The organism is Ruegeria sp. BI12 (assembly GCF_056537985.1).
Map to the genome: position 1 here is coordinate 2,509,784 of NZ_JBQFSL010000001.1, position 26,182 is coordinate 2,535,965.

General features: G+C 52.3%; 28 protein-coding genes, 1 tRNA gene and 1 pseudogene. 11 read left to right on the top strand and 19 right to left on the bottom strand.

Going from position 1 to position 26,182, the window contains the following annotated elements:
- Positions 1 to 130: 130 nt before the first annotated feature.
- From ACR0AK_RS12660 to ACR0AK_RS12670, 3 genes are all read right to left on the bottom strand, one after another.
- Positions 131 to 631, bottom strand: coding sequence for a hypothetical protein (locus ACR0AK_RS12660; protein ID WP_480793536.1), 501 nt, complete (start codon positions 629 to 631; stop codon positions 131 to 133).
- A gap of 413 nt (positions 632 to 1,044) precedes the next feature.
- Entirely contained in the window at positions 1,045 to 1,776 is a 732-nt protein-coding gene (locus ACR0AK_RS12665) for a hypothetical protein (RefSeq protein WP_480793537.1), read from the bottom strand.
- Positions 1,777 to 2,721: 945 nt separating this feature from the next.
- The gene (locus ACR0AK_RS12670) at positions 2,722 to 2,901 is read right to left on the bottom strand and encodes a hypothetical protein (protein WP_170559073.1); all 180 of its coding nucleotides are present in this window, start codon (positions 2,899 to 2,901) and stop codon (positions 2,722 to 2,724) included.
- Between the two features lie 532 nt (positions 2,902 to 3,433).
- On the opposite strand from ACR0AK_RS12670, the gene ACR0AK_RS12675 reads away from it, so the two are divergent.
- The 3 genes from ACR0AK_RS12675 (at position 3,434) to ACR0AK_RS12685 (ending at position 6,576) form a co-directional block, all read left to right on the top strand.
- Entirely contained in the window at positions 3,434 to 4,708 is a 1,275-nt protein-coding gene (locus ACR0AK_RS12675) for an adenylate/guanylate cyclase domain-containing protein (protein ID WP_170559075.1), read from the top strand.
- A 385-nt stretch (positions 4,709 to 5,093) separates the two neighbouring features.
- Entirely contained in the window at positions 5,094 to 5,699 is a 606-nt protein-coding gene (locus tag ACR0AK_RS12680; protein ID WP_480793538.1) for an outer membrane beta-barrel protein, read from the top strand.
- 229 nt (positions 5,700 to 5,928) lie between these two features.
- Complete coding sequence (locus ACR0AK_RS12685) at positions 5,929 to 6,576, top strand: sulfotransferase family 2 domain-containing protein (RefSeq protein WP_480793539.1); 648 nt, start codon at positions 5,929 to 5,931, stop codon at positions 6,574 to 6,576.
- 90 nt (positions 6,577 to 6,666) lie between these two features.
- On the opposite strand, the pseudogene ACR0AK_RS12690 reads toward ACR0AK_RS12685, so the two are convergent.
- The 3 genes and pseudogenes from ACR0AK_RS12690 to ACR0AK_RS12700 all read right to left on the bottom strand — a co-directional run.
- A pseudogene (locus tag ACR0AK_RS12690) lies at positions 6,667 to 6,837 on the bottom strand (IS6 family transposase); the annotation flags it as partial.
- Between the two features lie 440 nt (positions 6,838 to 7,277).
- Positions 7,278 to 7,835 carry a hypothetical protein gene (locus ACR0AK_RS12695; RefSeq protein WP_480793540.1) on the bottom strand — a complete coding sequence of 186 codons (558 nt, stop codon included), beginning with the start codon at positions 7,833 to 7,835 and terminating at the stop codon, positions 7,278 to 7,280.
- A 44-nt stretch (positions 7,836 to 7,879) separates the two neighbouring features.
- Positions 7,880 to 9,592 carry an amidohydrolase gene (locus ACR0AK_RS12700; RefSeq protein ID WP_480793541.1) on the bottom strand — a complete coding sequence of 571 codons (1,713 nt, stop codon included), beginning with the start codon at positions 9,590 to 9,592 and terminating at the stop codon, positions 7,880 to 7,882.
- Between the two features lie 410 nt (positions 9,593 to 10,002).
- Here ACR0AK_RS12700 and ACR0AK_RS12705 point away from each other — a divergent pair, with 410 nt between their 5' ends.
- On the top strand, positions 10,003 to 10,455 hold the full coding sequence (locus ACR0AK_RS12705; protein WP_480793542.1) for a hypothetical protein: 453 nt from the start codon (positions 10,003 to 10,005) through the stop codon (positions 10,453 to 10,455).
- Between the two features lie 210 nt (positions 10,456 to 10,665).
- Here the strand turns inward: ACR0AK_RS12705 and ACR0AK_RS12710 are convergent, their stop codons facing one another.
- Both ACR0AK_RS12710 and ACR0AK_RS12715 read right to left on the bottom strand, forming a co-directional pair.
- Entirely contained in the window at positions 10,666 to 12,006 is a 1,341-nt protein-coding gene (locus ACR0AK_RS12710; RefSeq protein WP_480793543.1) for a mechanosensitive ion channel family protein, read from the bottom strand.
- Positions 12,007 to 12,103: 97 nt separating this feature from the next.
- Positions 12,104 to 13,642, bottom strand: coding sequence for a hypothetical protein (locus ACR0AK_RS12715; RefSeq protein WP_480793544.1), 1,539 nt, complete (start codon positions 13,640 to 13,642; stop codon positions 12,104 to 12,106).
- Positions 13,643 to 14,023: 381 nt separating this feature from the next.
- Between ACR0AK_RS12715 and ACR0AK_RS12720 the strand changes: the two genes are divergently transcribed.
- The 5 genes from ACR0AK_RS12720 to ACR0AK_RS12740 all read left to right on the top strand — a co-directional run bounded on the left by ACR0AK_RS12720 (position 14,024) and on the right by ACR0AK_RS12740 (position 17,704).
- Positions 14,024 to 15,292, top strand: coding sequence for an agmatinase family protein (locus tag ACR0AK_RS12720; protein ID WP_217356502.1), 1,269 nt, complete (start codon positions 14,024 to 14,026; stop codon positions 15,290 to 15,292).
- Complete coding sequence (locus ACR0AK_RS12725) at positions 15,282 to 15,815, top strand: DUF3299 domain-containing protein (protein ID WP_480793545.1); 534 nt, start codon at positions 15,282 to 15,284, stop codon at positions 15,813 to 15,815. The genes ACR0AK_RS12720 and ACR0AK_RS12725 overlap by 11 nt, the downstream gene beginning before the upstream one ends.
- Before the next feature lie 322 nt (positions 15,816 to 16,137).
- Positions 16,138 to 16,581 (top strand): thiol-disulfide oxidoreductase DCC family protein, encoded by a 444-nt coding sequence (locus tag ACR0AK_RS12730; protein ID WP_480793546.1) that lies wholly within the window; start codon positions 16,138 to 16,140, stop codon positions 16,579 to 16,581.
- Entirely contained in the window at positions 16,539 to 17,402 is an 864-nt protein-coding gene (locus ACR0AK_RS12735; protein ID WP_480793547.1) for a methyltransferase family protein, read from the top strand. Before ACR0AK_RS12730 ends, ACR0AK_RS12735 begins: the two co-directional genes overlap by 43 nt.
- 35 nt (positions 17,403 to 17,437) lie before the next feature.
- Entirely contained in the window at positions 17,438 to 17,704 is a 267-nt protein-coding gene (locus tag ACR0AK_RS12740) for a hypothetical protein (RefSeq protein WP_480793548.1), read from the top strand.
- 131 nt (positions 17,705 to 17,835) lie between these two features.
- Here ACR0AK_RS12740 and ACR0AK_RS12745 read toward each other — a convergent pair whose 3' ends face one another.
- From ACR0AK_RS12745 to ACR0AK_RS12780, 8 genes are all read right to left on the bottom strand, one after another.
- Positions 17,836 to 18,663 (bottom strand): DUF6538 domain-containing protein, encoded by an 828-nt coding sequence (locus ACR0AK_RS12745; RefSeq protein ID WP_480793549.1) that lies wholly within the window; start codon positions 18,661 to 18,663, stop codon positions 17,836 to 17,838.
- A 63-nt stretch (positions 18,664 to 18,726) separates the two neighbouring features.
- A tRNA-Phe gene (locus ACR0AK_RS12750) sits at positions 18,727 to 18,801 on the bottom strand.
- A 79-nt stretch (positions 18,802 to 18,880) separates the two neighbouring features.
- Positions 18,881 to 19,063 carry a DNA gyrase inhibitor YacG gene (locus tag ACR0AK_RS12755; protein WP_170559094.1) on the bottom strand — a complete coding sequence of 61 codons (183 nt, stop codon included), beginning with the start codon at positions 19,061 to 19,063 and terminating at the stop codon, positions 18,881 to 18,883.
- Complete coding sequence (locus ACR0AK_RS12760) at positions 19,060 to 20,082, bottom strand: ribonuclease E/G (RefSeq protein ID WP_170559096.1); 1,023 nt, start codon at positions 20,080 to 20,082, stop codon at positions 19,060 to 19,062. Before ACR0AK_RS12760 ends, ACR0AK_RS12755 begins: the two co-directional genes overlap by 4 nt.
- The gene (locus ACR0AK_RS12765; RefSeq protein WP_170559098.1) at positions 20,079 to 20,657 is read right to left on the bottom strand and encodes a Maf family protein; all 579 of its coding nucleotides are present in this window, start codon (positions 20,655 to 20,657) and stop codon (positions 20,079 to 20,081) included. Before ACR0AK_RS12765 ends, ACR0AK_RS12760 begins: the two co-directional genes overlap by 4 nt.
- A gap of 11 nt (positions 20,658 to 20,668) precedes the next feature.
- Positions 20,669 to 20,887, bottom strand: coding sequence for a translation initiation factor IF-1 (infA, locus tag ACR0AK_RS12770; protein ID WP_005978431.1), 219 nt, complete (start codon positions 20,885 to 20,887; stop codon positions 20,669 to 20,671).
- 90 nt (positions 20,888 to 20,977) lie between these two features.
- Positions 20,978 to 21,853 (bottom strand): carbon-nitrogen hydrolase family protein, encoded by an 876-nt coding sequence (locus ACR0AK_RS12775; protein ID WP_170559100.1) that lies wholly within the window; start codon positions 21,851 to 21,853, stop codon positions 20,978 to 20,980.
- Between the two features lie 197 nt (positions 21,854 to 22,050).
- Positions 22,051 to 22,875, bottom strand: coding sequence for a TauD/TfdA dioxygenase family protein (locus ACR0AK_RS12780; RefSeq protein WP_170559102.1), 825 nt, complete (start codon positions 22,873 to 22,875; stop codon positions 22,051 to 22,053).
- A 91-nt stretch (positions 22,876 to 22,966) separates the two neighbouring features.
- Between ACR0AK_RS12780 and ACR0AK_RS12785 the strand changes: the two genes are divergently transcribed.
- Positions 22,967 to 23,863 carry a LysR family transcriptional regulator gene (locus ACR0AK_RS12785; protein ID WP_480793550.1) on the top strand — a complete coding sequence of 299 codons (897 nt, stop codon included), beginning with the start codon at positions 22,967 to 22,969 and terminating at the stop codon, positions 23,861 to 23,863.
- Positions 23,864 to 24,007: 144 nt separating this feature from the next.
- Positions 24,008 to 24,679: an HAD family hydrolase gene (locus ACR0AK_RS12790; RefSeq protein WP_480793551.1), complete on the top strand. Its 672-nt coding sequence runs from the start codon at positions 24,008 to 24,010 to the stop codon at positions 24,677 to 24,679.
- 62 nt (positions 24,680 to 24,741) lie between these two features.
- Here ACR0AK_RS12790 and ACR0AK_RS12795 read toward each other — a convergent pair whose 3' ends face one another.
- From ACR0AK_RS12795 to ACR0AK_RS12805, 3 genes are read right to left on the bottom strand one after another with little or no spacing between them, the layout of a single operon-like run.
- Positions 24,742 to 25,335, bottom strand: a complete 594-nt coding sequence (locus tag ACR0AK_RS12795; RefSeq protein WP_480793552.1) for a GNAT family N-acetyltransferase — start codon at positions 25,333 to 25,335, stop codon at positions 24,742 to 24,744.
- Entirely contained in the window at positions 25,328 to 25,726 is a 399-nt protein-coding gene (locus ACR0AK_RS12800; protein WP_480793553.1) for a ketosteroid isomerase-related protein, read from the bottom strand. Before ACR0AK_RS12800 ends, ACR0AK_RS12795 begins: the two co-directional genes overlap by 8 nt.
- Before the next feature lie 2 nt (positions 25,727 to 25,728).
- On the bottom strand, positions 25,729 to 26,181 hold the full coding sequence (locus tag ACR0AK_RS12805) for an arsenate-mycothiol transferase ArsC (RefSeq protein WP_058275393.1): 453 nt from the start codon (positions 26,179 to 26,181) through the stop codon (positions 25,729 to 25,731).
- Position 26,182: the final 1 nt, after the last annotated feature.

The following is a 26,182-nucleotide window of genomic DNA, read 5'->3' on the forward strand; positions in this document are numbered from 1 at the left end:
CCCATGACAGGAATCCCCTTGCGGGGTCCACCAACACCAATGAAGCCGCGCTTATATCCGCAGAATTGGCGGAGTCAACACGGCTTGGATCTTTTTGCTATGTGAGAACGCAGTCTGCCGGATTGGAGGTTCAGTCTGCCACGCTACGGGCTCGCGTGACCGCGTTCTCCCAGCCCTCGTCCGTCAGCGACTGCGCTGGAAATGCGACAACGGTTCTATCCGGGAGGGTCGATGCGGTTTCGCGTTCAAATTCGGCATACGCGCTTACCCAGAATTCCTGGTCGCGTGCGGGACATCCGTTTTCGAAAACCAGCGTTGGGTCTGCCTCTCCGGGGACCATATACAAATCTGCTGTATATGTTTGCGCTCCGTTGGTCAGGACAACCCGACCCAACGCACCGTCTGCCGCGCTCGGCGACGGCGACATGCTGCTTAACACTTTTGATGCGTATGCTTCGGCCTGACCTGACAACACCAGGCCCTGCTCTGACGGGCTGGCCAACGAAAGGGCCTGCCCACGCCACGACCATGCAGCTCCAACTTTCAAAAAAGACTGAGGCGCTGCCTCAAGTCCGTCTAACTCTGTCTGCGTCCACGAAATGGATATACGACCGCTAACCCCGGCTCTCATTGTGCCGCCTGTACCTTTCAACAAATCACTGCTCACTGACATCTTCTTATCAAGACAGAATCTGGCGGAAAAGGGACCGAATTGCAGCAATCACGCAAATGTTTCTAAATTGTCAAATCAAATTGATACTAAAATGACAACTTTTCAACCTTGAGTTGCTCTACTCGAAAAACGGCGGTTTACAAAGCAAGACTGTCCAAATCGATTCGCCAACCAAATACTTGTTTTTACTTTGCAAATCGAACCCAGTGATCTTGTGCCTTTTAAACCGCCAGTTCTGTGCTGAATTCATGAAAAATTAATGTTCCGGTTCTTACAATCACTCGCGAACCTGCATTTTGATTGGTCGGAGCATTACGTGACGGCAACTTGCTTGGGCCACTGCGCCAACCCGGCCACGCACCTGCTTCAAGTCATGAAGTGGCGCCGTTCGACCGCTTCAGTTTGATCAAGTACTCGCGTTTCGCGGCCGACACCTCTTCGTCGCTCAAGTTCGATCGATTCAGTTCTAAAAAGTAGTCAGCGCCGCCCATTGGCTGGACGTTGCGATTTTCACTTTTGACAAGCCTGTCGGACCTGACGTTCAGGATGGACAGTGCCTTAATCAGCGGGAAATAATGGTCGTCGAACCTGGAAACATTGACAGACTCTACCTCAGCACGCGGGGACACAGCCTCCTTCACGCGGCACACTACGGCCTCAAGATCCGAACCCCGACGCAATGCCTCGCCGTATTGCGCTAAGTTCTCGCGAATTCTGTGGCTACGCAGATTTTGCCAATACGTACTTTTGACCCAATCGGGCGCGTTTCGTGTTGTAAGCAGAAATACAATGCGGTCCCCATCTTCAGTCAGGTGTAAGACCTCATCCAACAGAACTTTGGCAAGAACGTGCGTTTGTTCATACGACCAAACCCCTTTGCGACCGGGGATTAGGCCAGCGAGTTCTTCGTTGCTGATCAGTAGAGGCTTACCGCCATGATCTGCAAACGGCTTTAGCGCTTCGCGAATGATCGCTCCAAAATTACGAAGAGTGCGCTTCTTGGGGGCAACCGCATAGCGCCGCGCGGCGCGGCTGGCGTCTTGCAGATCTTCCGGCAAAAGGACGTTGATGTGATCTTTCAGATATCCCCGATTTTTCGACAACGTCTTTTGCAGAGTTGTTGTTCCTGTTTTATGGAAACCCTGATGAATTACCACCTTCAAAACGCTTCACCTATTTCGCCCTTGGTCCACATATGCCCACCCTTTTCAAAGCGGACCCTAATCGGCTCGATGGGGAATGGAAAAGAGATAAACCGGGACGCATTGCGGCTTGTGTTGGATTACCTCATCAGAGGGACAAGGGCGCAAAGCGGTCAAATTTGTCCAACACCAGCCCCGACAGATACCTCTATAGCCAAGCCGGACAGGTGGTGCACATCAATCGGATGTCATTTAAGTTCTGTCTTTTCAAATTCGTAAGGTTCTTTAAGTGGTGCCCGGGGGCGGCACAGCTAAAACTTTGAGTAACAATGTGTTGTCAAAAAGTGGGACATATAATTTTCCCACTAATTGTTGCGCGTTTCTAATTTTATGTCCCACCACTTAGACGCTAAACCTATGTCCTTTTTTGGTCTCCGCCTTCACGGGCGCTCACGCGACGGCAAATTTTTCCAAACCCATGATGCTCGTAATGATTGCGACGAAGAAGGGCCAAATACGGGGAGCTTCGGGGAACCGGCGGGGAATGATTGGGGAGCCTAAATGCAGCGATAGTTGCCAGTAAATCTTTTAAATTACAATATCTTATATAGATACTCTTTAGTGTATGGGGAGTTAGGGAAGTTATTATCTATCCCCCACGCGAGAAATTGGCATTTTGACCAATTTTACATAGAGTTAATAGAAGTCGCTCCCCACCTCCCCACTTGAAAAATGCAACCCGGCGTGAACCAAACACCGCCAGAGGTTTTGTGGGTCCTTTCGGGGCGGTGTTACGTGGGTATATTCGCGCCACGTTTCCTTGGCCGACTAACGATTTCGAACAAGTGGGTTTTTCGATTGGGGTTGTTGTTCCGGGCTGATCACGATGGGGCGCGTTGTACCGCGTCACCATGCAAGCCCCTGACCATACAATAACACCGCATCGGCAAGCTCCCCACCGGTGGCGACGGCGGCCGCATACAGTGCGACACGGATAAAAACCATTGCCGGATTGGCAAACCATCCCCTGGCCTCGTGTGTGCCATGTTGTGATGCGATCTTCAAAATGTACTGCTGCCTGCTCATGTGAACCTCGGCAAACGCTGCTCTCGGGTAGCCAGTGATCAAGGAATCATGATGTGCGGGAAGTTTCCTCTGGCGGTTCCCCACCTCAAATGCACAGGGCGAACCGGACTCTAAATTCTTGTTGGCTCCGCAGCTACGTCTGCTTCGACGTCCTAACGACCGTTTGTGCTGGAACTGGACGTTGGTTAGACGCGGCGTTATCGACTGGGTCAACACAAATGACCGCATTGGGCCCGAAGCAGTCACTCGCTGCGATTAAGTCGGACGACTGCTGTGCGGACAAAGCGGCCGTTAGTTGCACCGCTGCACAGGACCTTGGAAAGAGTACTTTAGAGTTGAATAGTCACGTTTCTCTATCGACTGTTTCGCCTGGCACTTTTTCGTAGCTCGAAAAATTGACAGGCTTTGGCCAATACCGCGAGTGAGCGCGCGTGAGAATTTGCAAACCCATCGCTAGAGTATTGAGCGTTCGAAGACAAACCGAATGACACGAGCCTTCGGCTGTAAGAAGATGATGGTGGAGGTGTAAGTTATGGCGGATGTTTTCGACCGCATTGCAGATTGGCTGCAAAAGCTGGCCTTTTTTGATGCTGATCTTGGTGGACTAGTCGAGCAGTTAAGTAACAGGCTGATCGATGGTGGCGTGCCGGTCACGCGTGTTTCCTTGGGTCGCCTGATGATGCACCCTGTAATTGGATTGCTCGATGCAACTTGGGATGCATCGAACCATCGTATTGAATGGACCGTTCTTCCACGCAGCTCAGTAACGGTTGATCTCTTCGACAAAGCACCCTTCGGAGAGAATTCGAAATTGGCCAATGAGATTGCGAAACAGCACTTTAATAAGGAAGTATGGGATTTGGCGGACGGACTTGCTAACGGCACAATCAAGTTTCCTTTCATGCGAGCAAATCTGACTGACCAAGCGACGCGTGACAAATTTCCGCTATTCCGAAAACTCGCTGAAGCAGGTGTGACCGACTATGTCGTATGCAGTGCACCATTCGGCAATCGTACTGTTGTCTTTGACGGAGAGATGGAGTGGGCTTTGGGCGCGTCCGTGTCTTTTGCTACAAAGCGTCGTTCTGGCTTCACAGACCGTGAGGTAGATGGTCTGTCGCGGCTATCTTTACCCTTGCTTGGTGCAGCGCGTGTATTGTCGGAGCAGTTCTTGGCAGCTGAGTTGATGGAGGTGTATCTAGGCAAGTTGTCCGGTCGATCCGTACTGAACGGTCAAATAGCCCGGGGAGATGTAAGCATAATTGACTGTGCTCTCTTGTTCAGTGATATGCGCGGCTCTACGGCTTTGAGCCAGCGCTTGTCATCGGAAAAATATGTCGCGACGGTTAACCAATTCTTCGATTGTGTCGGTGGTGCGGTACACGATCACGGCGGAGAGGTTCTTAAATTCGTTGGCGATGGGTTGCTTGCAATCTTTCCTTTTGATGGTCAACGAAGACTACCCGAAGACATGTGCGAAGCAGCCCTGTCCGCGGCGCGTGAAGCGTTCCAAAGGAATGAAGAACTTGATCCACCAGACCGTGCTGAATTTGGGGTTGGTTTGCACACTGGGGCGGCTGTCTACGGGAATGTTGGCACTGAAAAGCGCTTGGATTTTACGGTAACTGGCCCATCAGTCGCGATAGCCAGCAGGTTAGAGGGCCTGACGCGAAAACTGGAGGCGCGGCTTTTAGCAACGGGTGATTTTGTGAACTTGGTATCTGAAGAGCCAAAAAAATTGGGGCGGCATTCTTTGCGGGGTTTTGAGGAAGACTTAGAGGTCTTTTCTTACGAAATTTTCAAATAACGCTCAATTGCATTAGGCGATTGGCAATCATTCGTCTAGGCGCGTCTTGAAGCGCGGGTATTGGAATGAAACCGCTCAGCTTTAGGCTCGGCACCCCCATTCGCTGCATACGATGTGAGCGTCTGCTTTGCGGACAGAGCCGATCCCCGCTTCCCGACAGAGCATAGGTACCAAAAAAGTGTCTTTGCCGCAGAAACTGACAGTTCCCAACTAGCCAGCACAGCCAACTCTGAAGTCACGGTACGGCGTCGTGTGGGGAAGAAGTACTGGCATTGCGCTACTGTTGCCACCTTGAAACAGCAATTACCGCATTTCTGTGATTTCGAACTACTTACTTAGAAAAAGCCGAGGCGGCTGCGCTAAAGTAGAGTTTAGACAAAGCACAATGGATTTGATTAACATGACAAAGCGCAATAGTCTTGTCGCCCTCTTCCTCGCTGCGATGTATCCAGCAATCTCGCTGGCTGGTGAAATTGAACATGCAAGTGCAGTAACGCAGTTCGGGAAGCCAGCCTTACCAACTGAAACGGGCGTCGATTGGACCGGTTTTTCCGTCGGCTTAGAGCTTGGCTATGCTCCCGACGTGGAAAGCTCCAGCGGCCCGGTTTACGGCGCAAAAATTGGTTGGGACTACGATTTCGGCAAGGTCATAGTCGGGTATTTCCTGCAATACACCCGAACGGAACTGGACATAGACCCAGGTTTCGAACTTGGCTATTATAAACGTTTTGGTGCGCGTGGCGGATTCGACAGTGGCGTGAACATGTACTACGCCAGCGCCGGCTATGCAGAACTCGACACTCACGCCAGCGGCGACATTAACCCGGGCGCAGGCAGTGGTTATTTCGTGGGCCTTGGTTATGAACGATTCATCCGCGAACAGATCACATTCGGAGCCGAGTTAGTGTACTCTGAATTCTCAGATTTTGAACGTGAATTTAAAGATTTGGATGTGACAGTGCTTTCCTTTTCATTGAACTACAGATTCTGAGTCGCGGCAGATCCTTTTTGGTATTCGATATTCCCAATCAAGGGTGTGGCGTATGCCTTGTGTCGATGACCATTGAGATGGGGTTCCAGTTATATCCACACATCATGTTATCATGATAATTCGCTTTTGTCGCCTTGCGCCGGAGTGTAGCATTGTCCTTGCGCATGTCTCGCGAGGTGTCGACGTACTTGCGGCACACCTGTTCTTGGCAAGAAGGACCAGCTAAGCGTTGCCAACCTATCACACGTTAAAAACAGTCTTCGTTCATATACCTAAAACTGGGGGATCTACGATCTCTACCATTTTACGTCGCCCGAACCTCCGGAGTCTGACCAAACATGAGCCTTGTCAGACGATCGATAAACACGCTTCAATATTTGTGCATCTCGACGAACTGGGACCGGAAGCGAAGAACTACTTCAAGTTCAGTTTTGTGCGGAACCCTTGGGACCGATTAGTATCCGCTTATCATTATATCATCGCGCGGCGAAAGGAACTGGAATTGGTGGCAAATCATTCCACCTTTGAGAGCTTTCTGCATTCATTTGTTGAAGAACCTTCACAGTACCTCAGTATTCCCTATTTTGCACCGCAATCTAGTTTTCTCATTAATGAAGATGGGAAAATGCCAATAGATTTCCTCGGCCGCTTCGAAACATTCGAGAAAGATCTAAGCATCGTTCTTAGAAAGGTTGGCAGCAAGCGTAGGTTTTTCAAGCATCGAAAAAAATCGAGGAGGCAGGACTACCGAGAATACTATTCCACAGAAAGCAGTAAAGCTGTTGGCGCAGTATACATCAGCGACATCCAAAACTTCGGTTACGATTTCAATGATGGTCTAATTCGACAGAAACAATTTTCTCTTAGAAAGTTGTAGCTTTGGGTAGTGTTGTAAGCCGATGCGCAGAGTCATTGGTGCTGTCAAACGAATTCGAGCCAGCCCAAGTTTGACGCCAAAACTGTGAACTTATGCGGAACAAAGTTGACGCCAATCGGCAAGAGCGGCGGTGAGCGTTAGCTTGAAGAAGTCTCGGCTGGTGAGGGTTCTTTCCTGATTCAAGTGGTTGTGGGCAGAGGAATGGACGGAAGCGAATTTCTGTTAACTTCGCATGCGCCTGAAACGCTGCATCGCGCGTTGGGTCCACGAAACCTTTTAAAGTAAATCCACCACTGGCGTCAGAAGTTCCGAAAGCCGCCCGTAGACCATTAAAATTCCCATCACGAAGTATGCAAATTTATGACCTAAGAAAAGCGCGCAGCTATTTGCAATTGGTCGGTTTCCGGTAAGAGCAAACGCGGTCGCGGCGAGTATAATAGGGCTAACTACACCAACAACAAAATTGGTATGCCTTCTAACTAAATGTCACCCATCAACAGCCTCGTACATTCGTTTACACAGTATTTTAGGTGACTGCCCGCGCCCCTTTTTGAGAGTTATCGGAAACTCCGCGGGACACCAAAACGCACGGGTGTACATCGTTTCCTGTGGGTCAAAACTCTTGCCGATTCTACACCTAGCTTGCAACATTCCTACAGCTGCCGAACACATCTTTAGGAACCAAACAAGTTAATCCAACTTCAAGGCTTGAATGAAACCTTCGACACCCCACCAAACACCGCTGAAAGCGTTTCAACAGCTTGAGGTTGAGAGATGATCAAGAGTTCGTTTTCTAACACTGAGTCAAAGTCGAGATCGTGCCGCCAACCTGAATATAGAACGTTCACTGTTGTAGTAGCGTCGTAGTCCGAGATCTTTTTGAGCTCAGCGGCAGTAACAATTTCGGGCGCAAGATCTCCACTGTGAAAGCGAATGGCCGCAACTTCGATTGAAAGCAGGACAGTGAGTGACTCACCCTTCTCTAAATATGCAGAAATCGACGGCGCCATTTCCTGGGCTAGCCTGTCCAGGGAATTAACAGACCACGTATGATACGAGACGCCGGGTCTTTTGCTATATGGTCTCGCTTGGACAAGACCCGATGTTCGAGCTGCTAGATCGGCAGTGAAGGCTACCTTCGCTTCCGGGTGGCGTTCAAAAAGCATTGCCCATTGCATTGGGTTGCCGCACGCAAGCGACTGCCCCGCCGCACTAGCCATTAGACCCGATGCAAGTACTACTCTTTGAAGGAGCTTCATGGCAGTTCTCCATTATAAAGTTGACGCCTAGATCCAGGGACCAGTCACTGCTTGGTGTGATCCCAAGTCACTTGGCCATCCATAATCGTGTAGAGAATTTCGACCTCAGAAATCTCGTTCGGATCAATCTCGTAGAGGTTCTCACTAACAACTACGAGATCCGCCTTTTTGCCAACTTCTAAACTACCGATCTCATCGCCCATGCCCATACCACGTGCTGCATTTATCGTATGCGCAGTGAGCGCTTGATCGACGGTCAGTCTTGCTTCTTCACCGCCGAGTGGGGGGACATCCTTGCGTCCGTCAAGCTGTCGGAGAACAGCCGCTTCGATTGCAGAAAGCGGCCGATATTCGGAAACATAGCCAGATACGGGCCAGTCAGAACCCAGCGAAAAAGACCCGCCCGCGGCCATTACACTTGTTGCTGGGAATGCCTTGTCCCGTCGTTCCTTGCCGACACGGGCCAGCGCGATGGATTGCATCAGTGGGTCCAAGCTCATCCAAGCGCCTGAAGAGTCGTATGTGACCCCCAGTTGTCCAAAACGCACATAGTCATCGGGATGAACATAAACGCCGTGTGTGATCTTGTGGCTGCGTTCGCGCGGCGGGTTGACCTCTATTGCAGTCTCAATGGCATCAAGAAGACTGCGCACCGCAAGGTCGCCGAAACAATGGCAAGTCACGTCAATCCCCGCTGCGTCCGCGCGCACCACTGCATCTTCTACAACATCGTAGGGGATGATTGGTTCTGGAACCCTGTCAGGTTCGTCAACGTAAGGATCGAGCATAAGCGCGGTCCATTTGTCGTCACCGCCATCGATGTTGATCTTTAGGTATTTGGCCCGCACGAGGTCCGAGTTGTAGTTCTCGCGCAACTCCATCGTGCCTGGCAAAGGGTCGATCGTGCCGTCATTCCAGTAATAAGATCCAATTACGCGAATTGGCAGCTTTCCCTCTTGCTCAAAGGCCTGCAACATCTGGAAGCCCTCGTCCTGCCCAAGCCCTTGAATACCGTGATCATGAACGGCTGTGATGCCTGCGGCTGCAAAACGGCCCATCCACATTTCTACGCCTTTAGCAATGAATGCCGGATTAATATCGAGAAGCGCGGACAGAACTTGCAACTGAGCCGGGACTTCGACGATCCAGCCTGTGGGATTACCGTCGTCATCACGCTCAAAGAATGCAAAACCCGGAACGGTGTCTGGCGTGTCTTTGTTGACCCCGGCCAGTTCAAGAGCCTTCGAGTTTACCCAAGCTGCATGTCCGTCAATTGCCCAGAAAAACATTGGCCGCTCAGATTCAATTTCGTCCAGCATGGCAGCTGTTGGGTTGCCATCCGTCCAAGGATTAAATCGAACCCCAAAGCCGAGGATCAGATCATCGTCATTGGTCTCTACCTCGTTTCGGATGCGCGCGAAAAGTTCATCCTTATCGTCTGTCTGTAGATCAACGCCCAACATGATGAGCCCACCTGCGGCAGCGTGTATATGACCGTCCACAAAGCCTGGCAAAACCATCGCGCCAGCAAGATCGATAACCTCTGTTCCCAACCCAATGATATTTGGTAGACCTTCGGCACTTCCGACATATACGATTTTACCATCTTCAATGCCTATGGCCTCAGCGACAGATCCCGCTTCGTCCATGGTGTGGATCTGACCATTGATTAGAGCATAGTCCCCAGTCGGATTCTCTCGACCGGTTTGAGCTTGTGAAGCGGTAGCGAAAGTGGCCAAGAAACTAATTGCTATCATCGTCTGTTTCACAATGCGCACTCCCAACACAGCAAGTCTTCATAAATCATGAAACATAATATCTGCATGTCAAATAAATTTGGATAGCGCTTCGGAAGCTAGCTCCGTGCAAACAGATATTCGAAACCAAGTGTGCAGAAACACAAATTTCGAGCAACGCAGAAATTTTGAAGAAGAAGTTAAGAAAAGCGACGATGAGAGTTTACCCCCATTCGGCATATTTTGAGAAAAGGCAAACTGTCCCAAGATGCCTGAAAGCAAGGAGCGTCTTGAACGAATTTCAGCTCCAAATGTATTTATTTTCAATAGCTTACTGACTGCCTGCTACAGTAGGACTACAGTAGGACACCTGCTGGTTTCAGCCGCTCTTTCCCACTTCTGTTTGGTGAAAACCGAAACAGGAGCGAAAGATGTCTCAATTCGAACTTCTGAAAATCTTGAGGGATCAATATCCTTCGACCACCGCCGCTGCACATAACCTTGTACAAAAGGCTTCAGAACTTAGGCTAGCCCGCGAAAACCGAGTCTGGATCGATTTTCACGGGGCCAACAAAGCAACGGTCGCGTTTGAAGACGCGATGTGGGAAGCCTTACTTTGGGCAGCTCGCGAGACTGGAGAAACGAGCGCAGAACGCCTCATAAAGTTCATGGCAAATTTCTTGGCCCAGTTCGCACTGGCTTGCCCGAGGTGGAACAGTGCATTGCCCGAAGTTGTGGACTACTTGTTCGATGCCGGCGGCCGAGAAAAGTCCTTGTTAATTGACGCTGTTGCTCAGGTTAAGGGCGAGCAATTGGTAATAAGAGGCCTAGGCAGGGCAGCGCTGGAAGAACACTCGGGACTTAACCCCAAAAACCCTGGGTAACCAAACGAAAACAATGCTAGTCATTTTTTCGCCCGGCTGAAACTCTCTCAAAGTGAAGCCTTGTTTCGTCGGGCGATTTCCAGCCAATCCAATAGATACTGCCCGTGTAAAAAACTGACGAATACCGTCGAGTTTCTGGAGGCTTCTGAACTTGAGGAATTAGCTGATCTTTTTCCGCCAACGTTCAGCAAGAATTAAACGCATCGCACTTTAACTGTCAGAAGTAGCCTTGTCTTTGGCGTGTACGTGCACATCCATTTGCGGGAACGCGATAGAGATGCCTTCATTCTGCAAACGGGTCTTTCCAATTTCCGTCAAGTCCCACATCACATCCCAGTAATCATCCGTACGTACCCACGGCCTGCAAAAAACGTTCACAGATGAGGGGCCCAATTCGCCGACAAAAATACGCGTTTCCGGGCTTCTCAGGCAACGCTTGTCGGCTTCAACTATCTGAGCAAGCGTCGCCTTGGCGCGCTCAATATCGTCTGAATATCCGATCCCGAAAACAAGATCGACACGCCTAACTCGGTACTTAGAAAGGTTCTCCATGGCCCCTTGCCAGATCGATTGGTTAGGGATCTGCACCAGACGGTTGTCGAAAGTTCTGAGCTTTGTTGAAATGACGTTTACGTCAACGACGGTGCCAATCGTTTTATTTATAGATATAATATCGCCTTTTGAGTAAGGGTTTGTTGCTTGTAGCAGAAGCCCGCCAATCACACTTTGAAACAAGTTCTGCAGCATGAAAGCTAAAAGGAACCCAAGTCCACCAATAATTGCTGTTGTGACGCCAAGGTTTACACCAAGCCCCCACAAGGCGACAAATAAACCCAGTACAAGAATGCTCCAGAGCAGCAGGTTCGGAAAAACCACTGCGGCGATTTCGTTATCAACGTTTCGGCCGCGCAACCATCTGCCAGACACTCTTTTTAGAATGCCTCCGACAAGGAAAGCACCGGCCATAACTATTAAGGCTTGGGCCACCCCGCTTAGCGCTCTTAGCCCACCCCTGCCTGACAAAATCCAGTCCTTTGAAAGGTGAACAATCGCGGACCATTGGTATGAAAGCAAAAGCTCCGTTATGAAACCTTTGATAAACCCTTGGTGCTTTTTCAAATCCTCTTCAGAACCACCTTTGCGTTCCAGAGCGTTGACTACGACCAAGTAGTTCTGAAAGTCACCGATGTTTTGGCGATTAATAGCCTTTATTTGGTCAACGAGCGCAGGAACTTGATCATCCGCCACTATCTCTAACTGGGTTACGCCTTCGGCAATTCTCGCGAGGTTGGCCTGAACTCTTTGCTGCCAGATGTCTGCTATTTTCGTCAGATCTTCTGCGCCTAACGCAACGACATGCCAAGAGAGGACGTCTTCGTCCACGTTTGCCTCACTCGCAACAGAAATTGAGTTTTGGTACGGATCCGATTGAGCAGGTTGTTGCGCGTTGGCAATGCTAATAAATAGCGAGAAAAGATACAAAACGGACAAAACCACAATTCTAGTTAAAATCGAGGTGCGCGTAACACTCTTCAGTTGGATAGGAGCCATCGATTTACCCGCTCATTTTCGGACTATCTTGGCACAAATTACCGTGGCTGTTGCAATCTTTGCTGAAATTTTCCGGCTCGAAGTAACTATTTGGGTTTTACGTCTCAACGGACCCCAAGTTTCCAATACCTTTCCGCAGCATATCCACGACGCTGGATGCATAGGGGAGATCGCCGAGATACTCGTCGAGCGAAAACTGTTTTGTGGGGAAGTTCGAAAGCGCATCGCGTGCAAGCTCCGTCTCGCCAGCCAGATCATGAATGGCAGCAATCAACAACCAATCCGCTGCATATTCACGAGCATCAATCCGTCGCACCTTTTCTGAGGCCGTTGAATAGTCTCCGTTCTCTACGTCTTCCAGACATAGTGTGAGGTTTGTCCAGATCGGCAAAAATGGGTTGATTTCTAAGGCCCGTCGCACCATTTCCGCACCCAGCTTGACATCACTCACCAGTGCAAACCATCCACCCGCCAATGCAAGCAATAGAGCACTGTTGGGATTGGCTTTTATTGCTGCGTCAATTGAACGATTAAATCGATGGCTGTCCCCGGCCAGCTGCGCATAAATCGCCGCCGCAAAAAGAGCTTCCTGGTTTTGAGGCTCCAAAGACACTGCCTTTTCAGCGTGAGTTTGCCCCGGCTCCAAAACTTCTCTCAGGCGTTTTTTGCCCAACGCAACTTCCTCTACATAACCCAATGCCACCAGCGCATGTGCAAGTCCATTGGAATGATCGTTCTGAGTTGCTGAATGCGCGAGATCCATCATTTGTTTCAAACTGCCTGATCTCGAGGTGCGAAGATGGGCATGAAACGCTAACAGGGCTTGATAGACGCTACTCTCAGTAGACGTCCGACCTGCTAAGCGACTCGCGGTATCTGTTGCGACGACCCCGTAGGCGTCGACCAGCTTTGTTGCACTCTGTTTTGCAATCTCTTCCTGGACTTTGAAACCATCGGTCACGCCTGGATTGATATCGCGCCGGTCGGCCCACAGTACCGAAGCATCAGTGGTCCTTCTAAGTTGAACGATCAGGCGCAGGCTGGTTTGATCGTCCCGGACTGAACCGTCAAGAACATAGTCGCAACTAGCTATGGGTTTCTCACTTTGCCCATTAACGCCCTGGTCAAAGAACCCGGTCAAAACGCGGATATGAGCGAAACGCGCCAGTTCCAGCGCCAACTCTTCGGGAAAACCCTCACGGAAGCGTTTCGCGCGTATCGTATCCGAACCGGTGAAAGTGCCGATCCCAAGAACAGGCCAGTCTTTACTTCGCGATAGTGATGGGTCCTTAGGCGCATCATTTTTGCCGTTTACTTCAAAAAGCGGGCGGTACTGCCCTTTGGGGATCGATATCGCAACCGGATCACTATTTCCTTCCGCCAAATAGTAGTAATGTAGTGCTTTTCGTAGTTTGGCAGCTTCAGTTCTGACAACCGGATCATTGTTTGGATCAAAGTTAGCGCTCCTTCCAAACACATCCATTGCCAATGCAGTCCCGTGTAACTCATCACTTCGACCCTCAAGCTCTAGTTGGACAAGATGCTTTAGGAGCGACTTTGTCCGCGCACTACACTGAAAGTCCTTTGACATCGTTATGCGTTCAACTTGCTCAAGAATATCGACTTTTTCGACCACAACTATTCTCCTCCGCTTAATCGAGGATAAATGCTCAAATCTCTTTTACTGTATGACTATATGCACCTTTTTACGCCGTTCTTTTTTAGTCGCCATAATTTGTAAAATAACGCCACGCAGGTTGCGGCGAAGAAGACTTTCAGACGCTACGGTCCGTTAGAGCGCATAGGGCTTGGTGCGGTCATTCGCTCCCGGCGGGATAAGTAGTTGCTTCGCTTCAAAATTTCAGTTCAGCAAAAGATCTCTGGGCACGCTTAAATACTTTAGTCCACCAAAACGTCTTAACTATTCAGTGTAAGGATACCATCGCGCCAAAATTTGCTTCAAACCATAATTTCGACAATAGTATTGGTACAGCAAAGAACTGAGGAGGGACTTCTGGTGTTTCATAGGCTCCATTCCGTACTGGCTGTTTTGTCGGTTGTTTTTGCCAGTGCAGGGAACGCTCAGATCTACGGTCACGAGTTCGAAGGTACCCAAGCACCGATCCGTGACGGGGAACAACCCGTTATTCCTTTGGACACTGAAGATCCAACTTACAATGCATGGCGCACTCCTTTACCAAGTTTTGAAGGAGAACGTGAAGGACGGGAGCCCGGAATTGTTGACCCTCAGCGTTTCCCTGGTCAAGGCTATATGCAACTCCCAACTTTCTTGCACCAACCATTAGCATTCACGCCCGGCGATCTAGCCGCTGCTGAAGTTGACGTTGCTATCATGGGTGCTTTTACCGACATGGGGACCGGCGCACGCGGAGCGTCGCGCGGTCCGAATGCGGTTCGAAACTCCTCATTGTATCTCGGGTATGGGGGGCGACAACCGCATATGCACGTCATGGTTGACCCGCTGCAGGATATGACAGTCGTAGATTACGGAAACGCCCCGAACGATATCATGAGCACCGAGCGCACAATTCATGCGGTCCGTTCTTTTGTTGGTCAGGCAGCGGCAGTGCAACACGCTGACGGTGACCATGTGATACCCTTTATTGTTGGTGGCGATCATTCTTTGATGTACCCAAACGTCGCTGCGATGACGGACGTTTATGGAAAAGGCAATGTGGGCGTCGTTCATTTCGATGCACATTACGATGCCGGAAAATATGGCTTTGGACACCTGATCAATCATGGCATGCCTGTTTTCAGGTTGATCGAAGAAGACATGGTCGAGGGTAAAAACTTTATTCAAGTCGCGTTGCGCGGATACTATCCAGACGAAAAAGCATTTGAATGGATGCGTTTGAATGGGTTCCGCTATCATACAATGGCAGAGATCGAAGAACGCGGCTGGGATGCGGTTATGGAAGATGTCATCGCCGAGGCAAATGACGGGCCGGAGCATATCTATATTTCCTTCGACATCGACACCTTTGACCCGGCATTCGTACCTGGAACAGGGACGCCCGAGCCTGGTGGCCTGATGCCCCGAGAGGTTTTCCCAATAATTCGTCGCCTCTGCGCCGAGTCAAACGTGATTGGGTTTGAAATCGTTGAGCTCGCTCCGTTAATGGACCCGACCTACGTTTCCGCATTGAATGCCAACCGAACCATCAGGGAGTGCCTGACCGGTATTGCTATGCGCAAACAAGGATTGACCGAACCGGATTACAAGAGCCCGCTCACTGTTTCGCACGGTCGGAATGACAATTAGACTTTCGGGCTGCTCGATCTCCCTAGTTGTCCTGACCGTTTTGGCCGCTCACTCCGAACCACAGGAGATTTCGTGGTCTGATCTTCGGGAAGAGCGCCTTGTTGAGTGCTTTGATTTCTTGAATGATTACCTATCAAATCCGGGTTGCCTGCCGAGAGATTTGAGTGATCGCATGCTGTCGATGCAGATCGCTGAGTGCGTACCAGGGAATTCTAAACTGGAGGGAGATCTTGTTCGGATTGCTGGCTACGCGCACCCTCTTGAGTTCGAGTTCAAAAACGTAAAAAGCTTTTTATTGATACCTCCACTGTCTCAGAGCTGCCGACATCCAACCGCCCCTCTTCCTGATCAAGTCATTACCGTAGAATATCCGGAGGGCGTCGACATAACGGCGGATCCCGTGTGGGTTACAGGTAAATTAATTATCCGCCAAACTCAAAGCGAACTCGCTCCTTCAATCTACTGGATTGAAGCTTCAGAAGTAATTTCAGCAAACATTCCTAACGTCACAGCTTCAGAGTGAGGTCATCCGCGGCCCGCAGACAAATTACGGCTTGGGGCTCAAAGTGGACCTTCGCTTTATCTGCGATGAATGCCTGCTTTGCGGACTTTGCGGCCATCCACATTATCAATGCATAGGACCGAAGTCAGCCCAAAGCAGAGATTCACAATTTGGCTTTGCAGTCTCTAGCTGCGGGCAGTTCTGCCATTGAATTTGGACAGCTGCTCCCAAAGTTGCGGCCTTGTACCACACCTAGCTGCCGCAGCTGCGCTCTGGTTTCTTCAGCATTTGCGCTAGCTCTTGAGAGGGAATTGGCGCACCCCACTGGTAGAGGTCGAAGACAATGCACAAAACGGAACGAGTTGAGGTTGCAGTCAAATCGGGTAAAGCCGATCACGCGTGCGCTACGGTGTACTACGACGGATCTTGCCCGCTCTGCTCCGTTGAGATTGAGCATTGTGCCTCGTGTAAGGGCGCTGATCGACTGCGATTTGTTGACGTTTCAAATTCTGATGTGCCTCTTGGTGACGATCTAACGCGGCAAGAGGCATTGGGTCGGTTTCATGTACGACGAGCGGACGGAAAACTCGTTTCGGGCGCGCGCGGCTTCACGGAGCTTTGGGGCGCTTTGCCCAAGTGGCGTTGGTTAGCGCGTATCGCAAGGTTACCAGGGATCTTACCTTTGCTAGAGCTTGCGTATCGGGGTTTCCTACCGCTTAGACCGATGTTCTCGCGGATCGCGTCTTGGGTCGGAGCAAAGCCGTTCAACCAGAAAGATACGCTTTAAAGATCAGCCCGGGCGATAGTCATTTCAAACGGCTGGTCTGGCTGGTGAAAGGGGTTTTCGAGCCCGCTCCTGACACCGGTCGCATCATACTCGCTCTTTGTTTTGGGTTCTTCACTCACACCATCTTTGCCGCCGCCGTTTTTGCCATGGTGGTGGCCATGTATTTTGGTATGCGCAAAAGCCTTGGGGCCGTGCCTTGGCCAACCGCCGCATTCGTCAACGCCATTTTGGTTCTGCAATTTCCGGTGACGCACTCATTCCATTTGTCGGACGCCGGCAAGAAATTGCTCTCTGGCCTTGTCCCAAGTCCCCATAGCGCGACGTTAAGCACATCTACGTACGCAATCATCGCCTCGCTCCAACTGCTTGTGCTCTTTGCGTTTTGGAGCCCCACAGGTGTCATCTGGTGGCAGGCAGAGGGCTGGGCATTCTACCTGATCAGCGCGCTCTATGCAGCGTCTTGGGGTTTGCTGGTTAAAGCCAGCTGGGACGCAGGGGCCGAGGTTCAATCAGGCGCATTGGGTCGGATGTCATTAATGCGAAACGCCAAACCCGTTTTCCCAGACATGCCCACAACTGGTTTGTTCCGCGTGATACGCCAGCCAATCTACGTTTCCTTTGCTTTAACGCTGTGGACGGTGCCAGTGTGGACCCCGGACCAGCTTACTCTCGCTCTCGTGCTGACAAGCTACTGCTTTGCTGCACCGAAGCTAAAAGAACGGCGATTTGGTCAGCGTTTCCGCGACTATAGAGACAACGTTCCCTATGCGATCCCACGACGCGCCAGCAGCGTGAATCATTCGGCCAGGGAGTCGAGGTGATTTATGAGCCGTGACTAATCAAGGAATGAATACAAATGCTTGAACACGCTTTGCTTATTTCTGCGCTCATGCTTGGTGGAACGGTACTCTATTCTTTCGGTTTCCCGGCGTTTGTTTTTAACGCACTCGCAGCGGAGGCGGCAGGACCGCTTATAAGGCGGGCCTTCCCCCACTTTTACCTGTTTGTCATGGCCAGCTACTATCCTGCTCATCGCCAGAGATTCAGTGTCCAGCGCAATTATGGGAACTATCGCTGTGACAACGGTGTTCGCACGGCAGGTTCTAATGCCCGCAATCAATAACGCTACGGACACAGGTGACACTCACCGTTTCAAGCTGCTGCACACGCTATCTGTCCTAATCACACTGGTTCATATCGGAGCCGCGGGTTTTGTAATTGTTCGACTTGCTGGTTGGCGTGAATCGTGACCGTTCAGATGACGTACTTTTCAAGAATCGTCTTCACGGGTAGCGAGGCGTTCAATCGAGTGGCCAGACGAATATCGTCGATTCCAAGGCCCGTCGCCTCCGCGAGTCGTGTTCCGGTGTCAGAAATTTGAGCGACCAACCACCGTAGATCGTCGTCCTCGCTCCGGCACAACGCTTGAATCGATCTGATCGCTTCGAGTGGTAACGGTCGGCGATCCTCGACACCTTCTTGTCTATTGTAATACACACCCGCAAATGGATTGTTGATCGAAATACCGATTTCGGCCGTCGAAAAATTGAATACTGACCTCACTGTGCCGAAGATTTGGGTGATGCTGCTGCCAACGAGGCCCTTGAAAATTAATGCATCGCGAAATGTGTTTTCGTCAGAGCGGGTGTACGCTGTCAGGTCTTTATCGCCGCATGTATCGATTACATATCCGCAGGCTCTTTCTGCGGCTCTACGAAACATGGCGGGACGATCCGTGCCCTTTTGGCAGATGTACACAGATACTGTTTCGCTGAGCAACAACGATATTTTTGAGGATTCCGTCGAAGCCGAGTAGCCCACTTCAGAAGCGTCCATTTTTGAGCGAATCAAATGCCGACCGGGCAGATCATCGTCGAGGAGCCGAAGGTGGTACCAATGTTCGTTAAGCGATTGTGCGGCTCGTATTGCTCTTGAGGTAGCGACTACAACTGACCTCGTTCGAAGCGAATACATGACACGATTAGCTTTGTAGTGGTGAGAAAGATCCGTCGGAACGCGGCGCGAAAAGTAATAAATGCCCTGTTTTACAAATGTGTATGGGGCAGATTTGGTTTCCGGCATGGTCTACGTCTCCAGATATCAGCAGTTAAAGCTGAAGGGAAACAGTAGCTTACCTGTTGGGAATGGTGCCCGGGGGCGGAATCGAACCACCGACACGAGGATTTTCAATCCACTGCTCTACCCCTGAGCTACCCGGGCACGGGAACGACGTTTGTCGTTGGGTGGGGGCCTTCTATGACTTGCACCAAGCAGTGTCCAGAGGCTTTTTTACATTTTTTCAATGTGGACGTTGCTGGTCCGATTTGGGATCGGAAACTTCGGTTTCGACGTCTTCTTCCCGTTGCGAAGGAACTGCATATGACCCGTTCAGCCATTTGGCCAGATCGATGTCAGCGCACCGTTTCGAGCAAAATGGTCGAAACTTAGTGACAGTTTCTTCTTCGCAGATGGGGCAGCTCATTTCAGCACCTCGGACAACGGGATACGACCGCGTTTGCGCTGTAGTTCGTAGTGGCCAAGAGGGGTCCAGCCTGCAAGCGTGGTTTCGATGGAATCAGCTTTGAATGCAGCGCGCAGCGAGGCCTCGAATCCACGACGGTCTTTCTTGGGCATTGGCGCCAAATCCAGAGTGATCTGCCCCCCCAGACCGCGAACGCGCAGGGCACGGGCAAGCATCTTGGCACAGGCGAAATTGGCCTTGGTTCCCGCTGCCAGTGACGTGTCCGCGCCTGTATTGACATCCACCGCCACCAAAGCCCGAGTAGGCTGAACGAAAAGATAGCCACCGCCAGGCAGTGGCTCGGAAATCCCAAGGGCCACGTCCAACGCGTCCAGCACGCCATGTGTCTCAAAACTTCCCGGCTGCGTCACGACCTCAGCCGGATCGGTCCAGTCGCGCCAGGCAAGAACATGTGGCCCATCACCTTCCAGCAGTTGCTCGGGTTCGGTTCCCGGATCGTTCAGAACTTGGTCCGCATGGGCCCGCATGGTGCCGATATCCTCGGCGATTTCAGCCGCGTTTTCACCCTGACAACAGGATCGCAGGATAAGGCCAAACTCGCTGCCCTCCATACTCTCATGAGCAATCTCAAGAAGGCGGTCGCGTTCATCTTCGTCACGGATGGAACGTGAGATGTTCAGGCCGGGCGCATCAGGCGTGACGATCGCATAGCGGCTTTTGAACAAAACGCGGTCGGTGACCGGCAACGCCTTGCCGGGTTCGGCATAACCTGTCACCTGAACCAACAATTGGGCACCGGGCGCGAGCCCTTTGACCTGCCGCAGAAATGCCGGGCCGTCTGGCGTGGTCAGGAACATGCCGCCCTGCCCTTTGACCGGTCGATCAGCACGGGCGCGGTAAATCGTACCTGGAGCAGGTGCATCTGTGGCAATCAGAAAATCGTCCAGCTTGCCATCTACCATAAGGGCGGCAGCTTCGCGGTTTTCGATATGATCCAGAACTATGGTTCGACCCTTCATGGCGCCTCACTATACAGGGGATAGCCGATGCCTTGCAAAAGCGCGGCGGTCTCGGACAGAGGTAGACCCACAATGCCGGTAAACGAGCCCGAAATCCACGGGATGAAAGCCCCGGCGGGGCCTTGAATGGCGTAGGCGCCTGCTTTGCCCTGCCAGTCTCCGGTCGCAAGATATGCATTGATCTCAACGTCTGACAGGCGCTTGATCTTGACCTGGGACACGACATCCCGCTGCAGGACGCGGTCACCGCGCCGCACGGCAACAGACGTTATCACGCGATGACGGCGACCAGACAGAGCATGCAGGAACTCAGCCGCCTGACCCACATCTTCCGGTTTTCCCAAAATACGGCGACCCAGCGCAACAGTGGTGTCCGCGCAAAGAGTTACATCGTCGCTTTCCGCCTGAACCGCCCCCACTTTCGCACGCGTAATGCGATTGCAATAGGGAACAGGCAACTCGCCCTTCAAAGGCGTCTCGTCGATGTCTGGGGCGCGGATTGCATCGGGCTGCACGCCAAGCTGGGCCAACAGGTCCAGCCGCCTTGGGCTGCCCGATCCTAAGATAAACGCCATTTCGGCAGGCGTTACTTGAAGCGGTAGTTGATCCGACCCTTGGTCAGATCATAGGGGGTCATTTCGACCTGAACTTTATCGCCGGCCAGAACACGGATGCGGTTCTTGCGCATCTTGCCTGCCGTATGTGCGATGATCTCATGGCCGTTTTCCAGCTCGACCCGAAACGTCGCATTAGGCAGGAGTTCCTTCACGACACCGGGAAATTCGAGCGTATCTTCCTTGGCCATGTTGTCTCCATATTTAAGTTGCACCCGCAGAATCTGCGGGATGTGCGCTTAAATGAGCTTATTTCGGCCCTATTTCAAGGGCGGAATCTACTATAGGGCCGATAATGTGACTGAATCGACTCGGGGTGGTTGCTCATCCCAATGGGTTCGGTTGAGAACATGACCATCCGAGCGCACGCTTGCGATGACTGACAAATCGACCTCGGCATACGCCCACCCTGGTTGGTTCAGGGTACCTTCGGTCAGAACGCCGGTCGCAGGGAAGCCCTTGTCTGGTGGGCCAAATATACCCCCGGTTCCGGTATTCATGTCCACGGCCTCGGACCATTCATTATTGCCCACCAAAGACGACATCACTGTAACACATTGATTTTCCAATGCTCTGGACATCGCACCGATACGCACTCGCCAATAGCCGGACAAAGCCTCTGTGCAGGATGGAACAAGGATGAGGTCTGCGTCGCTGAGTGCACGACCCAGCAACGGAAACTCGCTGTCATAACAGATCAGCACGCCGATCTTGCCAAGCGCCGTATCGAATAGTTTCAACGGTCCACCAGCGGCAATATCCCAAGACTCGCGTTCGAAGCGGGTCATGATCTGTTTGTCCTGGTGATCTTGTTTGCCGTCAGGGGCATAAAATGCAGCCCGATTCACCGGTCGATCAGGGCCGTCCACCACCGGGGCGGACGCGCCCAGAATGTAAGTCTTGTAGTTCTGCGCCAAACGCTGGTGCAGGTTCTGCACGTCCTCCATCCGATCAGAAACCGCGAGGATCGAACGCTCAAGGTCCCCCGCCACGTCCACTCCGTCCAGCGTCGACAACTCCATTGCTCCATACTCAGGAAAGACCAGCAACTCCGCCCCCTGGCCTGCAGCGTCCGAGACCCAACGCTCCAGTTTGTCTTCGTATTGCGCCCAACTGTCGAGCCAGTCGAGATTGTAGGCGGCGGTGGCAACTTTCATGAACAAGAGATCCTCAATGGGTAAATCTTTAGCAACACTAATAACGGTGCTCACGCGCTGTACAGGCAAATCATTCGAACACGGCAAACGAAATGCGAAGCCCGCTAAGACCCCAATATGTCAGATTCTGCGCGGCGTACGGATGGCGACTTCGTGCATCACGTTCCCTTTGCGATTGGACGGCCAGCAACGGGCTTCTAACGCGATAAGGCTACGCCATCCACGGTAATCCTGTGCATAAGACGCCGGAAACCGTGATAATCGTTGATCGCCTTGTGCCAGGTGGCACGATTGTCCCACATGGTGATGTCACCTTCCTGCCAGCGGACGCGAGCCTGAAATTCGGGCTGTCTGCAATGCTCATAGAGCATATTGAGGATTGCTGCGGATTCGTCAGCCGTCAGGCCTTCAATGTGTGTGGTGAAGACAGGGTTTACGAACAATCCACGGCGCCCGCTGAGCGGATGTGTGATGACGACAGGATGGCGCGCATCTTGCGTCGCCGCCTCGGCATTAGCCAGTCTTCCGCTTTTGGCCGCTTCGCTATCCAACGTGGTCTGGCCAAAGACGTGCCGGGACGAGTGCATGGCCGTCAACCCATCAAGAAACCGGCGTATGGAATCTGACAGCGCCTCATATGCCGCACCCATCGACACGAACAGTGTATCACCGCCGTAGGGGGGCATTTCGATGGCATGCAGGATTGATCCCATCGCCGGGATCTGGTCGTAGGAATGATCGGTGTGCCAGCCTTCGCCCACCGCTTCTTTCTGGTCCTTTTCCTTCAGGACGGTTGCAATTTCTGGGTGCCCGTCGACAGGTTTGAAAAAGCGGTTCACGTTAATCGAACCGAAGCGGCGTGCAAATTCCAGGTGGTCTTCCGGGGCAATGTTTTGCCCTCTGAGAACAATGACGGAGTATTTGGCGAAGGCGGCCTGGATTTCCGCGAACTGCACACCGTCTTTTACATCTGCTCCGACAATTTCTGCTCCCAGGCCGCCAGTCAAAGGTCTGATGTCCATCGGTTCTCTCCCTGTTTTCTAGCGAGAAGAGTAGGAGATTGCTTAAGATCAGAAAAACTGAATTAATCTGGCGCAAAGGATGGTTTTTCTGATGATTCGATTTTCACTACGTCAACTTGCCTTTCTGACGGAAATCGCCCGCTGCGGCGGTATCGCGCCTGCGGCGCGAAACCTGAACGTCTCCGCTGCGGCGATCTCTTCTGCGCTCGACAAACTCGAAGCGGTCACCGGATTGACCTTGTTTGATCGTTTTCCCGCACGGGGTATGCGGCTGACCAGTGCAGGTGCGGAGTTCCTTGCCGATGCCGAAGCTCTGCTAAGTCGGGCGAAGGCCCTAGACCGACATGCTGCAGAGATGGCCAAGGGGGAAGCCGGTACAATCCGGATTGGGACGCACTACGCCATTGCCCAACGGGTCGTGCTGCCTGCGGTTCTGGCGTTCCGCAACCACTATGCCCGTGTGCGCATCGAAGTCGTGGAAGATGATTTTCCAAGCCTCGTCGCCTCGCTTGATGCAGGAGAGGTCGATGCGCTTGTTGTTTTCAATCAGGGATTTGATAGCACGCGTTTCGATGTCGAATGCCTGAAGACGTTGCCGCCTTTGGTTTTGTTACCCGCAATGCACCCTTTGGCAAATGCCGACAGCGTGCAGCTCGAGGATCTGTCCGATATTCCCTACATTTCCGTGTCGCGTGCAGGTCCCGGCCCCAGCTATCTTGACTTGTTGCGGGGTGCCGGTCTTGATCCGGAGGTGCCGCTGACCTCTCAATCGCGCGAAATGGTTCAAGCTTATGTGGGAAAAGGATTGGGCTTTACTCTTGTTGGCTTCTCGCCTGGCCGGAATTTGACGATTGAAGGCGATGCTGTCGTCACACGTCCGCTCGCGCAAGAGATTGGCCACTTCGAGGTCGCCATTGCCATCGCAAGGTCCGTGCAGCAGACGGATCTGGTAACTGCATTTCTGGATATGTGCCGGACCCAGGTCTGAACAACTGTGTCACGACCTTTTTTGAAAGCGAACCTTTGTGCATTTGACTAGAACGGCGGTTTTGTCCGCTTTGATGCCTTTCCAATTCGCCCGAAAACGTTCATTCAAGCTACGTACACCTGAACCTCAGCGCGGCCACCATTTATGCCTCTTCCCACTCCCCTAGCCGTCGTCTTCGATATGGATGGCCTGTTGCTCGACACGGAGCGGGTATACTTTGAGGGCTTCCGTACCGCGCTTGAGACTCTCGGATTGCCGCAAGACGACGATCTGTTCCGGCGGCTAGTCGGCACGAACCGTGCGCTAGGACGCCGACTCTTGGCTGAAGGGCTCGCAGGACGCATCAAACTGGAAGAATTTGATGCCGTCTGGGATACCGAAATTGCGCAACGGCTGGCAGATTGCATCCCCGTCAAACCGGGTGCACGCGCGATGGCAGAACACCTGCGTGAGCAGGATATACCTTACATCATTGCCACCAGCACCCAGACGGAAAAGGCGCATCTGCATCTCGAGCGAGCGGGCCTGAGCGCGCTTTATCCTGACGTAGTAGGCGGAGATCAGGTCGCTGCCAGCAAGCCCGCGCCAGATATATATCTGCATGCCATCGCACGTCTGGGTCACGATCCGTCAAGCTGCGTCGCGTTCGAAGACTCGCCCAACGGCGTCCGCGCGGCCCACGCGGCAGGTCTTATCACGGTGCAGGTCCCCGATATCGTCGCCCCCGACGCCGAACTACGTGCGCTCGGTCATTTCATCGCCAGCGACATCATCGCCGGGGCCCACGCCGTTGGTCTGATGGTAGGTCCGGAATAAAAGCTAACCTTCGCGCGATTGCAGCGAAAACGCAGAATGCCCCACATTGCGGACAAATAGCGTCACAAATCCCTGCCCCAGAACTGCAGTGGCTTCAGTGTCTCGCCTTCTTCACCGATATCCTTCCACGAAAACTGCGCGATCACACCGGGTAGCGGTTCGTATCCACGCGCGCGCCAGAAGGCATCCAGGGGGCGATAGTTATCCGGTCGCATCGGGTGATCAACAGGGCGCTGCACGCTGCAAAAGGTGCATTTTACGTAGCCCAACTTGCGCGCATGTGCCTCGCGTAGGTCAAAGAACTTATGGCCTACGCCCTGCCCTCGATAGTCCGATAGAAGTACAGACTCGGCGCAATAGAAGATTTCGTTCAGATCAAACCCTGTGCGTTTAAAAGCAGTGGCGAAATCGTCAGCGTGGTCGGTCAGAGGGGCCCCGGTCGACGCCCCGATCAGGCGGTCGCCGTCAAATGCCCCCACCACGACCGCTTTGTCGCTATCGCGGTAGGATTGCAGGTAAGTTCGCTCATAGTCGAGATCGCCATCATACAGGTATGGCCATGCGCGAAACACCTTGATCCGCAGACGCGCCACGTCGTCCAAGGCATCCGTCAGCGCCGCCCCGGTCAGGGGACGAACAGACGTGACCTCAGCCATTCGAAACCTGCTTGGTCCAGTCGGCAAGGTTGTAAAAGGTGGTGACGCGGGTGATCTTGCCGTCCTTGAGGTCAAAAAACGATCCGGCCGGCAGGCGGTAGGTTTGACCGTGGGCTTCGGGCAACCCCTCATCCGTCTGTAGATAGGTGCCGTTCACAATAAACTCGGCTGCCGCGCGGGTGCCGTTTTCGGCTTCGAACAACACGATATCGGTCAGGTTTTCCCGGTAGCAGCGGTTCATATGGGCGCAGAAGGCCGTGAACTTGTCCTTGCCGGTGCGGATCTGGCCTTCATTCACGTGATGCGCCACGTCATCAGACAGGCAGGCCAGCATGCCATCGACATCACCTGCGTTGAAAGCCTCGAAATAGGTTTTGACGGTCTTGTTCATGGTCACTCCGTTGGTTCACCCCAGCGGCCTTTCAGATGCTGAATGATCTGGTCGCGGGTCTGTCGGTAGTGAATTAACTTGTCTGCGCGGCTTTCGCCCAGTCCGGTAGGGTCCATTATTGGCCAATAATCGACATCCAGGTGAAAAATCCGTGTCAACTCCAGCGCCTGACGCTGACTGGCAGGTGACAAAGCAACGATCAGATCGAACGAACTGAGGTCATCGCCCCATTCTTGCATTTCATCAAACGAGCGTGACCGATGGCGGGACAGCTCAACACCAACTTCCTGACAGACCGCGATGCAGAACCCATCAATCTCAAGGTCATTTCGCACACCGGCGGACTGCACATAGGTGCCGGTGCCGTAGAACTTTTTCATGAGCCCTTCGGCCATAGGGGACCGAACCGCGTTATGGTCGCAACAGAACAGGACCGACTGCGGCAAAGGCTTCACG